Source organism: Sphingobium sp. B10D7B (assembly GCF_025961955.1).
In the GTDB taxonomy this organism is placed as follows: domain Bacteria; phylum Pseudomonadota; class Alphaproteobacteria; order Sphingomonadales; family Sphingomonadaceae; genus Sphingobium.
The window spans coordinates 3,336,914-3,350,824 of record NZ_JAOQOQ010000001.1; the positions used below are offsets into that span (position 1 = coordinate 3,336,914).

The window sequence follows — 13,911 nt, forward strand, 5'->3', positions numbered from 1 at the left end:
CTGGTGCGATCTACCGCCCGAAACCTTTCGGCGCGGCATCTACCACAGTCGATCCGCTCGGGCCGACCTGTTGGACTTCCAGTGCGCGCTCCGCGATCCCATCCCGGCCGAAGCGGAAGGCGCCATCGATGCCAGCGAAGCCCTCGGCGTCGCGAAGCCGCGCTGCCGGGAAGGCCGTGCCCGGCTTCCAGTCCTGCGCGATCCGCACGGTGAGCAGCACCGAATCATAGCCTAGCGACGCCAGGCGGTAAGGCGCCGTGCCGTAGGATGAGCGATATTTGGTGGCGAGCGTACGATAGAGACCATCGGATACGCCAGCATACCAGGCGCCGCGCAGCGCCGTGCTGGCGGAAAGACCGGATTCGGTCGCCCATAGCTCGGTGCCGAGAATACGCGCGTCCTTGGCGCCGGCGGTGCGCACCAGCGGCGCGGCCTGCAACGCGATGCGACCGACATCGGCGATCAGCAGCGCATCATAGCTGGAACTGGCCGACAGGCGCTGGACCGCCGACTGCACCGAATTGGCGGAACGATCGAATGTCTCCATCGCCACGACCGTGCCGCCGGCGGCTTTCACCTCGCTGAGAAACGCCTTGCCGGCCCGCTCGCCATATACGCCGCGCGGCACGAGCGCCGCGAAATCGCTGAGGCCCCGCGCCCTTGCAAAGCGCACGACGCGCGAGACCGACTGCTCCGGGCTGTAACCGAGCAGATAGACGCCGTTGCCGGCGACGCTCTCGTCATTGGAATAGCTCAGCACCGGGATGTTGGCTGCGCGTGCGATCGGCGCGACAGCGCGCACCTCGTCCGCCGTCAGCGGGCCGAGGATGAGCTTGTTGCCCTCCGCCACGGCCTTTCGCGCCGCCTCGGCCGCGTTGCGCCCGGTATCATATGTGGTGACGCGCAGCCGCTCGGTCTTGGTATCCAGCAGCGCCATGGTGGTGGCATTGGCCAGCGAGCGCCCGACGCCGGCATTTGTGCCACTCATCGGCACGAGCAGGGCAATGCGGTGACGCTCCGTATCGGTCGGCAGGCCCTGCGTCACATCCGGCTGCTGTGTCTTGGGTGGCGGAGCAGGCTGCTGCGCCGGTGGCACCACGCGGGTACAGGCCGCCAGCAGCATGGCGCCGATCAGCACAATGCCCTGCAGAATGCGACGGGGCGTCGGGGTGCCTCCAGCCGCGATGTCGAACCTCACTTGCCCCGCAAGGCTCCTCTCTGCCATGGCACACCTCATGTCCGCTTCACTTGAGCCTGGCCTATATATCGTTGCGGGACCGATCGGCAACTTGTCCGACCTGTCGCCCCGCGCTGCCGCGGTCCTCCAAGGCGCGGATGTGGTGGCCGTGGAGGACAGCCGGGTCAGTGCTAAATTGCTGCGCCACGCCGGGTCCGACCGGCCCATGATTCCCTACCATGACCACAGCGATGAGCGGGTTCGCGCCCGTCTGGTCGAGCGCATGGCGAGCGAAGCGGTGGCGCTGTTATCCGACGCGGGAACGCCGCTCATCTCCGATCCGGGATACAAGCTGGTGCGAGACGCCCGTGCGGCAGGCCGATCCGTGAATACGGTCCCCGGTCCCTGCGCGGCGATTGCGGCGATCACGCTCTCCGGCCTCCCCAGCGACCGCTTTCTGTTCATGGGCTTCCTGCCGCCCAAGATCAAGGCGCGAACCGACGCGTTGGCGGAGGTGGCGGGTCTGCGCGCGACGCTGGTTTTCTATGAGAGCGGGCCACGTTGTGCGGCGTCGCTGGCCGCTATGGCGACCGTGCTGGGCGATCGCCCGGCTGCGCTCTGTCGAGAGATCAGCAAGGCTTATGAGGAAAGCCTGACCGGCACGCTGACCGAGCTCTCGGCGGCCTGCGCGCACAAGGAGCCGCGGGGCGAGATTGTGCTGGTGGTCGGCCCGCCGGGAGAGCGCGCCGCGCCGGAAGCCGACGAGATCGATGCGGCGCTGCGCGACGCGCTGGAGCGGCTGACCGTCTCGCAAGCGGCGGGCGAAGTCGCCCGCGCATTGGGGGCGGACCGCAAGGCGCTCTACGCGCGCGCCATGGAGCTCAAGGGGAAGTGAAAGGCAGCCCGCCCACGCCGGCGCGGCTCGTCGCCGAGAAGCGCGGCCGGCAGGGCGAGCGGATCGCGGGCTGGTGGTTGCGGCTCAAGGGCTGGACGATCCTCGCGCGGCGGGTGCGCACCCGCGCCGGCGAGATCGACCTGATTGCCCGGCGCGGCAAGATCGTCGCCTTCGTCGAGGTGAAGACGCGGGCCAGCGAGGCGCTGCTCGATGAAGCGATCGATGAGCGGCGGCTGGCGCGCGTCGCGGCGGCGGCGGAAGCGGTCGCCCATAACTGGCTGGGGCCGGATGATGACATGCGCATCGACGTGATGCTGCTTGCGCCGGGTCATCGGCCACGCCATCTGGAAAATGTCTGGCACGGCGGCTAGCGCCTGCGGTCCCGGTTGCGTCGCGTGTCAGCGTCTCGGTTCAGAACAAGAACAGGGCTTGAAGCAGCCCGAACGGTGGAAGGTAAGAACGGATGTCGCTCAAGGTCGCTCTGCAGATGGACCCGATGGAGTCGCTGAACATTGCCGGCGATTCGACCTTCCACATCATGATCGCGGCTCAGGCGCGGGGGCACCGGCTCTATCATTATCGCACGGATGATCTGAGCTGGCGCGGCGGACGGCTCTATGCGCAGGCGCGCGAAGTGACGGTGCAGCGCGTCGAGGGCGATCATTATCGCTTCGGTGAGACGGTCCGACTGGACCTTGGCCGTGATATCGATGTGGTCTGGATGCGGCAGGATCCGCCGTTCGACCTCAATTATATCACCGCCACACATCTGCTGGAGCGAATCACAGGCGAGACGCTGGTCGTCAACGATCCGGCGGCCGTGCGCAACGCGCCGGAAAAGCTGTTCGTGCTGGATTTCGCGCGCTTCATGCCGCCGACGATGATCACGCGCAGCCTTGAGGAAACGCGCGACTTCCTTGCCGAACATGGCGAGATCGTCGTGAAGCCGCTGTACGGCAATGCCGGCTCGGCCGTCTTTCGCGTCGGCGCAGATGGCGCCAATCTCGCCGCTCTGGTGGAACTTTTCGGCGAGATGTGGGTCGAAAGCTTCATGGTGCAGGCTTTCCTCAAGGACGTGGCGCAAGGCGACAAGCGGATCGTCCTCGTCGATGGTGAAGTGGCCGGCGCGATCAATCGCATTCCGGGTAAGGGCGAGATCCGCTCGAACCTGGCCGCCGGCGGCACCGCCGCCAAGACCGAGCTGACGGCGGAGGAGCAGGAGATCTGCGCCGCCCTGGGGCCGGAACTCAAGAAGCGCGGCCTGCTGTTCGTCGGCATCGACGTCATTGGCGGTAAATGGCTGACCGAAATCAATGTGACCTCACCGACCGGTATTGTCGCTATCGATGCCTTCAACGGCACGGATACCGGCGGCATGATCTGGGATGCGGTCGAGCGCCGGCTGGCGGAGCGGGCGGCCTGAGGCTGCTGCAACAACCAGATGATTGATAAGCCGATGATGGGTGACGACAGATGAGCGATTGGGTCGTTCATCTGATCGATGCCGGCGGATATTGGGGCATCGCCCTGCTGATGGTGCTGGAAAATGTGTTTCCGCCCATTCCGTCCGAGTTGATCATGGGCATTGGCGGCATTCGCGTCGGCCAGGGGAAGATGGATGTGGTGCCGCTGCTGGCAGCGGGGACCATCGGCACCACCATCGGCAATCTCTTCTGGTATTATCTGGGGCTCTGCCTCGGCTATGCGCGCCTGAGACCCTTGGTCGAGCGCTATGGCCGCTGGGCGACGTTGCGGTGGCGGGAGGTCGAGTGGCTGGAGCGGATCTTCCTGCGCCATGGCGACAAGATCGTGTTCATCTTCCGCTTCATGCCGGTGTTCCGCACGATCGTCTCGCTCCCGGCCGGGCTGTTCGCCATGCCGTTCTGGCGCTTCGTCATCTGGACGACCGGTGGCGCGCTGATCTGGAACGTCGTCTTGGTCGGGGCCGGCTATTATCTTGGCGTGCGGTTCGAGCGCATCGATGATTATCTCGGCCCGCTGACCAATATCGCAGTGGCGTTTCTTGTCGTCGGCTATCTCTGGCGGCTGTTCACCTGGAAGAGCGAGCCGCGCGACCGGCCGTAATCATGTCTTATCCTTCCGCGCGGGGGTGCGCGTTGCGATAGACATCGAGCAGATGCGCCGCATCGACCTGCGTGTAGATTTGCGTCGAGGACAGGCTGGCATGACCGAGCAGTTCCTGCAGGGAGCGCAGGTCCGCGCCGCGCCCGAGCAGATGGGTGGCGAAGCTGTGGCGCAGTGCATGCGGCGTCGTGCGATCATGCAGACCGAGGCGCCCGCGCGCACCTTGCACGGCGCGGCGAATCAGCGCAGGGGAGAGCGGCCCCCCGCGTGCGCCCCGGAACAGCGGCGCGTCCTTGCCCGTGGGATAGGGGCAGAGGGCGATATAATCCTCGATGGCGCTGCGCACTTGCGGCAGCAACGGCACCACCCGTGTCTTGCCCCGCTTGCCGAGCACCCGCAGCGTCTCGCCCAGCGGCAGGGCATCGCCCGTCAGTCCCAAGGCTTCGCTGATGCGCAGGCCCGCGCCGTAGAGCAGCATCAGCACGGCCCAGTCGCGCGCGCCGATCCATCCATCGCGCGCGGTTTCGGCAATGTCCTCAGCGAGCGCGACGGCTTCATCCGGGCTGATCGGTCGCGGCACGCCGGGCTTGACGCGCGGCCCGCGCATTACCGGAATCGTGGCGCCCTCGCCGCCCACGAACCGCAGAAAGGCGCGCAGGGCCGAGAGCTCCCGCGCCGCCGAACTGTTGCCGATGCCTTCCGCCCGGCGCGCCGCCAGATAGGCGCGCAAATCGCTTGTCGTCAGCTTGGTGAGGGCCGCCGATGTGGGCGGGCGGCCGTCCATGTCCGCCATCCAGTCGAGCAGGCGTTCGGCGGTGGAGACATAGGCGCGCACGGTGTGAAGCGAGCGCCGCCGGCCTTCCGCCAGATGCGCGCGCCAGCCTTCCAGCAGCCCTGCCCGCGTTTCGCCGGTCATGACGGCACGGTGCCGGCGAGCAGCTCCTGCCAGATGTCCAGCAGATCGACCGGATACCAGGCCTCGTCATGGGCGGCCAGCTCCTGTGGCGTCCACCAGCGGTGCGAGAGCATGACGGCCTTTTCGAGATCGGTATGGCCTGCCGTATCGATTCGCGCCTCCGCGACGGGGACCGCGTAAAAGCGCTCCTCGGCATCGACGGGAATGCCCTCGAGCGTGACGAAGGTGACATGGCGCACCGCCACGAGCGGACCGGGTTCGAGGTCGAGCCCGGTCTCCTCGCGTAGTTCGCGCCGCGCGGCCTGCTCAAAGGTTTCGCCCCGATCGACCGCGCCGCCGGGCGTCACCCAAAAAGGCCGGCGATCATCGGGCGTGAAGCGGAAGAGCAGCAGCCGTCCTTGCGGATCGGTGACCAGCAGACGGGCCGCCGGACGTTTCGCGCGACGGGTCACGCCCCGCTCATTCACCTGCTCATTCACCCGGCGCGCGGGCTCGAATGGCGAGGGCATGCACCTTCTCACGCAGCAGATCGGCGAGCGCCGCGTTGACCATGCGCTGCCGCGCAACGCGCGATTGGCCGGTGAAGGAGTCGGCGACGATCTCCACGGTGAAGTGGCTTTCGCCGCTGCCATCATCGCCCATATGGCCGCGATGCTTGGCGCTGTCATTGATGACGGCGAGCTGTTGCGGGGACAGGGCATTTTCCAGCCGCTGTGCGATCTCTTGCCCGACCGGGCCTAGCGAAGCGTCAACCATGCGCCCTATATAGGCGTTTTGGGTCACGCAGCCACAGGGAAGAGACAGTCGTGTCAGGGTCGGGGTTCAATCAGGGTGCATCGCGCCGCCACACGCGCTTTCACGGCCGCGTGGAAGGTGAGGCGCGCCGCTGCTCGCATCCCGGCTGCATGGAAGCAGGTGAGTTCCGCGCGCCGCCCGAGGAAAAGCGCGGCGCACCCGATGGTCCGCCGCAATGGCGCTGGTTCTGCCTGGAGCACATCCGCGCGTTCAACACCGAGTATAATTACTTCAAGGGGATGAGCCCGGAGGAGATCACGCAGGCGCAGCGCCCTTATGGCGGCTGGGAGCGGGAGACGCGGGCCTTTTCGTCGGCCGCGGCCAGTGGCACGCCGCCGCCGCGCTGGGCCGATTTCTCCGATCCGCTCGATGCCATCGGCGCCCGCTTCAAGATGCGGGCAGCGGAAACCGCGCAACGGCAGGATGGCAAGCCGCTGTCCGGCGCGGATCGGTCTGCCCTTAAGACGCTTGGCCTTTCGACCGATGCCGACCGGCGCGCCTTGCGCACTCGCTATACCGAGTTGGTCCGCCGCTTTCATCCGGACCATAATGGCGGCGACCGCGCGCATGAGAAAGCGCTGCAAGACGTGATCGCGGCCTATTCCCATCTCCGCAAGGCGCCGGCCTTCGCCTGACGGACCTTGCCGCGCCGGGTCTACGCTGCCATAGGCGCCGGCCCGCTTTCAGGAAGGTGATTGATATGGCGACCGGCACGCCGGCCCGCGCGATGGGCTTCGACTTCGGCACCACCAATAGCGTGGCCGCGATTGCCCAAGACGGCACGTCGCATATGCTGGAGTTCTCGGGCGACAAGGCGACGGGCGCTGTCTTCCGGTCCGCGCTCTGCTTCTGGGAAGAGGGCGATCGCCGGTCGGCGCTGGCGCGCGAGGCAGGGCCATGGGCTATCGCTGAGTATCTGGAATTTCCGCAGGGTTCGCGCTTCATCCAGTCGTTCAAGTCGGTCGCCGCCAGCCCGCTGTTCGATCATGCCAGCATCTTCGACCAGCGCATGACCTTCGAGCAGTTGGGCGAGGCCTTTCTGGAGCGCATGGTCGCCCATGCCGGTGGCGCGCTGGGCTCCGGGCCGGATGAGCGGCCCGAACGGATCATCGTCGGTCGACCGGTGCGCTATGCTGGCTCGCGACCGGATGAGGCGCTGGCCCGCACCCGCTACGATGCCATGTTCCGCACCTTCGGCACCGATATCCATTATGTCTACGAACCGCTCGGCGCGGCGTTCAGCTTCGCCAGCCGTCTGTCGGAGCCAGCGACGGTTCTGGTCGCGGACTTCGGCGGCGGCACGAGCGATTTCTCCATCGTGCGGATGCGTCCCGCCGGCGACGGGCGGCGCTGCGAGCCGCTCGGCCATGCCGGCATCGGCATTGCGGGCGACCGGTTCGATTACCGCATCGTCGATCATCTCGTGCTTCCCATGCTTGGCAAGGGCAGCAGCTATCGCTCCTTCGACAAGGTTCTGGAAATTCCCCGCAGCCATTTCGCGGACTTTGCCGACTGGTCCCGACTCGCGCTGATGCGCAACCGGCGGACCCTGGAAGAGCTGGCGCGGCTGCAGCGCGCCGCCGTCGATCCCGCCGCCATCGGGCGCATGATCGCCATCATCGAGCGGGAGCTCGGCTATGCGCTGTACGATGCGGTCGGCCAGCTCAAGCGTGCGCTGTCGAGCGAGGATGAAGCGCATTTCCGCTTCGAAAGCGATGATCTGGTGATCGATGCCGATGTGACGCGCGCCCAGTTCGAGCGCTGGATCGCGCCGGATGTCGCGCGGATCGAGGAGACGGTCGATCAGGCCCTGGCAGACGCCGCATTGGACGCCGGCGCCATCGACCGCGTGTTCCTCACAGGCGGATCGTCGCTCATCCCCGCGATTCGCGCCATATTCGAACGCCGGTTCGGTGCCGAGCGGATCGCGACCGGCGGAGAACTGACGTCCATCGCGCACGGTCTCGCGCTGATCGGGCTGGAGCACGATCCGGCGGAATGGGCGGTCTGCTCCGCCTGATGGAACCCTACCTTCTATCGACAGGGCGCGCGGCAATCGGTTAGGGGCTGTGTGACTCGCAGGAAGATGATGACTATGACCGATCTGCCCAACACCAATTCCGACATGCGCAGCGAGGTGCTGCTCGATGCGCCCGATCGCGTCGTGAGCGCGCGCGAGGTGTTCGGGGTCGATATCGACATGGAGATCCCCGCCTTTTCCGAAGCGGACGAGCGCGTGCCGGATACGGACCCCGCCTATGTGTTCGATCCGGACACGACGCTCGCGATCCTGGCCGGCTATGCCTATAATCGCCGGGTGATGGTGCAGGGCTATCACGGCACCGGCAAGTCGACTCACATCGAGCAGATCGCGGCGCGGCTCAACTGGCCCTGCATTCGCATCAACCTCGATGCGCATATCAGCCGCATCGATCTCGTCGGGCGTGACACCATCGTCCTCAAGGACGGTCAGCAGGTCACCGAGTTCAAGGAAGGCCTGCTGCCCTGGGCCTTGCAACGCCCGGTGGCGTTGGTGTTCGACGAATATGACGCCGGCCGTCCGGACGTGATGTTCGTCATCCAGCGCGTGCTGGAAGCGGACGGCAAGATGACCCTGCTCGACCAGAACCGGGTGATTCGTCCGAGCCCGTGGTTCCGCATGTTCGCCACCGCCAACACGGTCGGCCTGGGTGACACCACGGGCCTCTATCATGGCACCCAGCAGATCAACCAGGGCCAGATGGACCGCTGGAATCTGGTGGTGACGCTGAACTATCTACCGGCCGAGACCGAGGCGCAGATCGTTCTCGCCAAGTCCGGCGAATATGATCATCCCGGCGGGCGCGAGGAAGTCGCGAAGATGATCCGCGTCGCGGAACTGACCCGTCAGGGCTTCATCAACGGGGATATTTCCACCGTGATGAGCCCGCGCACGGTGATCTCCTGGGCGCAGAACACGCTGATTTTCAAGGATGTCGGCTTCGCCTTCCGCCTGTCATTCCTCAACAAGTGCGACGAGGCGGAGCGGGCGCTGGTGGCGGAATATTACCAGCGCGTGTTCGGCAAGGATCTGCCGGAAAGCGTCGTCGGCAAGAGCGCCTGACGCGGCAAGGCGGCCCGAGCGCGGGCCGCCTTCGCGAATGGGTGATCAGGCGATGCGCGTGCGGGTCACCCGGTAGCGCAGGGCGACGCCGGCCAGCGCGAAACCGGCAATCATCATGGCCCACGTCGCCGGCTCGGGAATGGCGGGCGGCGGTGCCATCATCGCGCGCATCAGCGGGCCGGCGGTCTCCGTGTGCGACTCTGCCTGCGGCTCCGCGGCTTCGTCGAAATAGCTGCCCAGCACCGAATGGGTGAACTTGTAGGGCGCGCCCTCGAACACGGTTGGCGTCGGCTCAGTCACGGTCGCCATCGGCGTGGCGGGTGCCGGGCTGGTGAAATAGCTGTCGAGTACGGAGTGGGTGAACTTGTACTGGCCGCCCTCGAAAACGCCTTGCGAATCCGCATAATGGCCCAGCCAATTGTTGAGCTGGGCATAATTGTTGAAGTTGCGCACGCCATCCAGGCCCTTGAAGACCATCTGCTGGCTGCCGCCGCTGTTGATCGCAAAGCTGAAATCGCGCTGCGAGAAGCTGGCCTCGGTGTGCAGAATGCTGGTCAGCAGGGCGATGCGCGCATTGAGATTGACCGCCGCGCTGACGCTCTGGATCGGCAGGAGTGCGCCGCTCGTCAGCATCGCGGCAAGGCAGGCAGTCCGGATCATGGGCAATCGTCCTATCACAAAAAGCTGCGCGGCCTGGCCGCTCCAGCACCGTCCCTTGGGGACGCTGATAGGCAGGCAGGCCGCGTTCGAAAATGGATTTAACCAAGAAATCCTAATAATTTGGGTGCTGTTCCACAGCGGCACAGCTGCACGCGCAAAGGTTGACGGGCTGAGATGGGCAGCTCTGCCAAAGGGCAGGAGGGTTGACAGGATCGGGGCACTGGACCAGCCCATTGTACATCATGGCTGACCGTTCCCCCCTCGACCGCTTCAAGGAAGTTCTCACCGGCGCCTCGCGCGCTGTCGCACATGATGCCGAGGTTGAGCTCGGCTTCACGCCCGATGCACCGCACCTCGCCGGCAAGCAGATCAAGGTGCCCACGCCGACGCGCAATCTGCCGGCGGATCAGGTCGCGCTCGCGCGCGGCTTTGCAGACAGCTTCGCGCTCAAGCTTCGCCACCATGATGCGCGACTCCATTCCGCGCGGGCGCCGAGCGAGCCCGCTGCGCGCGCCGTCTATGATGCCGTCGAGATGGTCCGTTATGAGGCGCTGGGCTCCAAGAACTACGCCGGCATGCGGGCCAATCTCGCCGCCGCGCTGGACATGCGCACCCATTCCGACCCGATCACGCGTGCGCAATCGGCCGATGAAGTGCCGGTGCAGGGTGCGGTCGCCTTGCTGCTGCGCGAGAAGCTGACCGGGGAAGCGCCGCCGCCTGAATCGCTCAAGGGTATCGAATTTCTGCGCGAGTGGATCGACGAGAAGGCCGCTGACGACTTTGAAGGGCTGTCTTTGTGCCTCGACGATCAGCAGGCCTTTCAGGACAAGGTGCTCTCGATGCTCCAGCATCTCGAGCTGGTGCGCGCCGAGATTCCCCCCGAATCGCCCGACGAGGATGACGAGGACCAGGACGAGCAATCCGAGCAGCAGGACGAGGACAAGGAAGAAGACGAGGGCGAGGAGGACGATCAGTCCCGCGCCGACACGCGCGGCGAGGATAAGGGCGAGCCGGGTGAGGAGATGTCCGAAGAGCGCGAGGAGCAGGACGGCGACTCGGACGAGGATGGCGATGGCGACGCGCAGGATGACGATGGCGCCATGCCCGTGCGCCCCAATCGGCCCCTCTCGGACCTGCCGCCGGACTTCGACTACCACGCCTATACGACGAAGTTCGACGAGGTGGTGACGGCGCTCGACCTGTGTGACGCTGACGAGCTGGTGCGCTTGCGTGGATTTCTTGACCAGCAGCTCGCCCCGTTCCAGGGCGCGGTCTCAAAGCTGGCGCACCGTCTGCAGCGGCGCCTGCAGGCCCAGCAGAACCGCAGCTGGGATTTCGATCAGGAAGAAGGCATGCTCGATGCCGCGCGACTGGCGCGCGTCGTCGTCAATCCCGCGCATTCGCTCTCCTACAAGATGGAGCGGGACACCGATTTCCGCGATACGGTGGTGACGCTGCTGATCGACAATAGCGGCTCGATGCGGGGGCGGCCCATCGGCATCGCAGCGATCAGCGCGGACATCATGGCCCGCACCCTGGAGCGCTGCGGCGTGAAGACTGAAGTGCTGGGCTTCACCACCCGCGCCTGGAAAGGCGGGCAGAGTCGCGAACAATGGCTGGCCGCCGGGCGTCCGCCCCGGCCCGGTCGTCTCAACGATCTGCGCCACATCATCTACAAGAAGGCGGATGAGCCCTGGCGCCGTGCCAAGGCCAGCCTCGGCCTGATGATGCGCGAGGGGCTGCTCAAGGAGAATATCGACGGGGAAGCGCTGCTCTGGGCGCACAACCGCCTGCTCGCCCGCTCCGAGGAGCGGCGCATCCTCATGGTGATCTCCGATGGGGCGCCGGTCGACGATTCGACGCTGTCGGTGAACAACGGCACCTATCTGGAACGGCACCTGCGGCAAGTGATTGGCTGGATCGAAGGGCGCTCACCGGTCGAGCTGATTGCCATCGGCATCGGCCACGACGTCACCCGCTATTACAAGCGCGCCGTCACGATCATGGATGCCGAGCAATTGGGCGGGGCGATGGTGGAGCAACTCGCTGCGCTGTTCGACAAGGACTAGTTGGACGAGCCTTGCGTCGGGGAGCATTTCTTCGCCTGGGGAAGCTCCGATCATGACGCCGAAGCGGTCTTCGCCGATCTTCACCGTCCGTGCTGAGTAGGCTCTGAGGAGCGCCGCAGGCGCATATCGAAGAGCCCTATCGAAGCATCGCAGCGCACGGGCCGGTCCTTCGATACGCTGCTTCGACAGGCTCAGCAGCTACTCAGGACGAACGGAGGGCTGCTCGAAGAGTTATCCGTGCCGACGCCAGTAATAGCGCCCGTCAGGCGGCGCTGGAGGCAGGCCGGCCCGGCGTTCCCGCTCAGGCCGGCCTGTCCTTTATCACTTCAGCGCGGCGCAGGCTTCCTGGATGCGCGTGCAGGCCTTGCGCAGGATTTCTTCCGAGGTCGCGTAGCTCACGCGGAAGGCCGGGGCGAGGCCGAAGGCGCCGCCGTGGACGGCTGCGACGCCCTTGCTCTCGAGGAAATAGGTGATGAGGTCCTCGTCCGTGGCAATGGTCTTGCCCTCGGGCGTGGTCTTGCCGATGCAGCCGGCGGCATCGGGATAGACGTAGAAGGCGCCTTCCGGCGTCGGGCAATTGAGGCCCGGCGCATCGTTCAGCATGGCCACCACCAGATCGCGGCGCTTGCGGAATGCCTCGTTGCGCTCGATGAGGAAGCTCTGGTCGCCATTCAGTGCGGCCGTCGCCGCGGCCTGGCTGATCGAGCAGGGGTTGGAGGTCGACTGAGACTGCAGCTTGGCCATCGCTTTGATGATCCACTGCGGACCACCGGCATAGCCGATGCGCCATCCGGTCATCGAATAAGCCTTGGACACGCCGTTCACCGTCAGCGTGCGCTCGTAGAGATCCGGGCAGACCTGCGCGATCGTCTTAAACGGGGTCGGCGCATACCAGACATGCTCGTACATGTCGTCGGTGAGGATCAGCACATGCGGGTGCTTGCGCAGCACCTCACCGAGCGCCATCAACTCCTCGCCGGAATAGGCCGCGCCCGTCGGGTTAGAGGGCGAGTTGAGCAGCACCCAGCGCGTCTTGGGCGTGATCGCGGCGTCGAGCTGGGCCGGCGTGATCTTGTAGAGCTGGTCGGCACCGGCCGCGATGATCACCGGCGTGCCTCCGGCAAAGTTCACGATGTCGGGATAGCTCACCCAATAAGGCGCCGGGATGATGACCTCGTCGCCGGCTTCCACCGTCGCGACCAGCGCGTTGAACAGGGTGTGCTTGCCGCCCGAGTTCACGCTGATCTCGCTCGTCTTGTAGGAGAGCTCGTTATCGCGCTTGAACTTGGCGGCGATGGCTTCCTTCAGCTCGGCGGTGCCGTCGACATTGGTATATTTGGTCTGGCCACCGCGGATCGCGGCGATGGCGGCATCCTTCACGAAATCGGGCGTGTCGAAGTCCGGCTCGCCGGCGGAAAGGCCGATGATGTCCTTGCCTTCCCGCTTGAGGGCAATGACCTTGTCGGTCATCGCGAGCGTGGCGCTGGGCTGAATACGGCCGAGGGCGGCGGAAGTCCGGGACATGGAAAGCTCCTGACAGTCAGGGATGATGCGCGTGGCGCCCGGGACGCTCCCGGACGGCGCGGTGCATAGTGCGCTCAGCCTTGCGGCGCAACCAGCCTCGCAGCCATCAGCCCGCGCGCGGCATTACCGATGAGGAAACCGTCTGCCAGATCCTCGGGCCGGAGGTCGGCCTCCTGCGCCTTGCCCTGGTCGATCAGGCTCTGGCGCAGCACGCCCGGCAGCAGGCCGCGCGCAAGGGGAGGCGTCAGCAGGGTCTCGCCCCGCTGGAGGAACAGGTTGGTGAAGCAACCCTCCGTCAGATAGCCGGCCTCGTCGGTCAGCAGCACTTCGAACGTGCCCGATTGCCGCAGGGGCACTTCATAATGGCGCCGGTCCGTGGTCTTGTGCCGCACGCGAATATCGTCTCCGCCGAGCAGGCGGGGCGCGATGCTCACCGACGCCGGTCCCTCCGGCAAGGGCGGCATTTCGCGAACCTCGATACTGAGCGTGCCGATCCGGCCGAGCAGGATGCGCACGCGCCTCGGCTCGACAAAGCCGAAGGTCGCGGCCTGCAGCTCGTTGCGCAGCTCATGCCGGTCGAGAATGAAGCCGAGTTCGTGCGCGCTGCGTTCGAGTCGCCGGATGTGGAGGTCGAGAAGCGGCAGGCCGATCTCGGGATCGAAGGCCATGGTTTCGATGAGGTCGAAA

The 13,911-nt window shown here is 66.0% G+C and carries 14 protein-coding genes and 1 pseudogene; 8 read left to right on the forward strand and 7 right to left on the reverse strand.

Translation table 11 applies throughout. From position 1 onward, the window contains the following. Positions 1–10: 10 nt before the first annotated feature. The gene (locus M2331_RS15680) at positions 11–1,225 is read right to left on the reverse strand and encodes a penicillin-binding protein activator (protein WP_181561135.1); all 1,215 of its coding nucleotides are present in this window, start codon (positions 1,223–1,225) and stop codon (positions 11–13) included. A gap of 10 nt (positions 1,226–1,235) precedes the next feature. Here M2331_RS15680 and rsmI point away from each other — a divergent pair, with 10 nt between their 5' ends. From rsmI to M2331_RS15700, 4 genes are all read left to right on the forward strand, one after another. Continuing rightward, complete coding sequence (gene rsmI, locus M2331_RS15685; protein ID WP_220128587.1) at positions 1,236–2,072, forward strand: 16S rRNA (cytidine(1402)-2'-O)-methyltransferase; 837 nt, start codon at positions 1,236–1,238, stop codon at positions 2,070–2,072. Continuing rightward, entirely contained in the window at positions 2,069–2,443 is a 375-nt protein-coding gene (locus tag M2331_RS15690; protein WP_181561137.1) for a YraN family protein, read from the forward strand. The genes rsmI and M2331_RS15690 overlap by 4 nt, the downstream gene beginning before the upstream one ends. A 92-nt stretch (positions 2,444–2,535) precedes the next feature. After that, positions 2,536–3,495, forward strand: coding sequence for a glutathione synthase (gene gshB / locus M2331_RS15695; protein ID WP_181561138.1), 960 nt, complete (start codon positions 2,536–2,538; stop codon positions 3,493–3,495). A gap of 50 nt (positions 3,496–3,545) precedes the next feature. After that, entirely contained in the window at positions 3,546–4,157 is a 612-nt protein-coding gene (locus tag M2331_RS15700; RefSeq protein ID WP_181561139.1) for a DedA family protein, read from the forward strand. Between the two features lie 7 nt (positions 4,158–4,164). On the opposite strand, the gene M2331_RS15705 is transcribed toward M2331_RS15700, so the two are convergent. Genes M2331_RS15705 through M2331_RS15715 form a run of 3 tightly spaced genes read right to left on the reverse strand, consistent with a single transcriptional unit; the run spans position 4,165 to position 5,829 of the window. Next, complete coding sequence (locus tag M2331_RS15705; RefSeq protein WP_181561140.1) at positions 4,165–5,073, reverse strand: tyrosine recombinase XerC; 909 nt, start codon at positions 5,071–5,073, stop codon at positions 4,165–4,167. After that, positions 5,070–5,582 carry an NUDIX hydrolase gene (locus M2331_RS15710; RefSeq protein ID WP_220128588.1) on the reverse strand — a complete coding sequence of 171 codons (513 nt, stop codon included), beginning with the start codon at positions 5,580–5,582 and terminating at the stop codon, positions 5,070–5,072. The genes M2331_RS15705 and M2331_RS15710 overlap by 4 nt, the downstream gene beginning before the upstream one ends. After that, positions 5,545–5,829 carry a BolA family protein gene (locus M2331_RS15715; RefSeq protein ID WP_181561141.1) on the reverse strand — a complete coding sequence of 95 codons (285 nt, stop codon included), beginning with the start codon at positions 5,827–5,829 and terminating at the stop codon, positions 5,545–5,547. The genes M2331_RS15710 and M2331_RS15715 overlap by 38 nt, the downstream gene beginning before the upstream one ends. A gap of 50 nt (positions 5,830–5,879) precedes the next feature. Between M2331_RS15715 and M2331_RS15720 the strand changes: the two genes are divergently transcribed. From M2331_RS15720 to cobS, 3 genes are all read left to right on the forward strand, one after another. After that, positions 5,880–6,503 (forward strand): J domain-containing protein, encoded by a 624-nt coding sequence (locus tag M2331_RS15720; RefSeq protein ID WP_181561142.1) that lies wholly within the window; start codon positions 5,880–5,882, stop codon positions 6,501–6,503. A gap of 65 nt (positions 6,504–6,568) precedes the next feature. Beyond that, the gene (locus tag M2331_RS15725) at positions 6,569–7,888 is read left to right on the forward strand and encodes an Hsp70 family protein (RefSeq protein ID WP_181561143.1); all 1,320 of its coding nucleotides are present in this window, start codon (positions 6,569–6,571) and stop codon (positions 7,886–7,888) included. A gap of 75 nt (positions 7,889–7,963) precedes the next feature. Continuing rightward, on the forward strand, positions 7,964–8,971 hold the full coding sequence (gene cobS / locus M2331_RS15730; RefSeq protein WP_181561144.1) for a cobaltochelatase subunit CobS: 1,008 nt from the start codon (positions 7,964–7,966) through the stop codon (positions 8,969–8,971). 45 nt (positions 8,972–9,016) lie between these two features. On the opposite strand, the pseudogene M2331_RS16645 reads toward cobS, so the two are convergent. Next, a pseudogene (locus M2331_RS16645) lies at positions 9,017–9,124 on the reverse strand (PEPxxWA-CTERM sorting domain-containing protein); the annotation flags it as partial. 749 nt (positions 9,125–9,873) lie between these two features. Here M2331_RS16645 and cobT point away from each other — a divergent pair. Next, positions 9,874–11,700: a cobaltochelatase subunit CobT gene (gene cobT / locus M2331_RS15740; protein ID WP_181561145.1), complete on the forward strand. Its 1,827-nt coding sequence runs from the start codon at positions 9,874–9,876 to the stop codon at positions 11,698–11,700. Between the two features lie 321 nt (positions 11,701–12,021). Here cobT and M2331_RS15745 read toward each other — a convergent pair whose 3' ends face one another. After that, on the reverse strand, positions 12,022–13,224 hold the full coding sequence (locus tag M2331_RS15745; protein ID WP_181561146.1) for a pyridoxal phosphate-dependent aminotransferase: 1,203 nt from the start codon (positions 13,222–13,224) through the stop codon (positions 12,022–12,024). Between the two features lie 74 nt (positions 13,225–13,298). Further along, positions 13,299–13,892, reverse strand: coding sequence for an aminotransferase class IV (locus tag M2331_RS15750; protein WP_181561587.1), 594 nt, complete (start codon positions 13,890–13,892; stop codon positions 13,299–13,301). Positions 13,893–13,911: the final 19 nt, after the last annotated feature.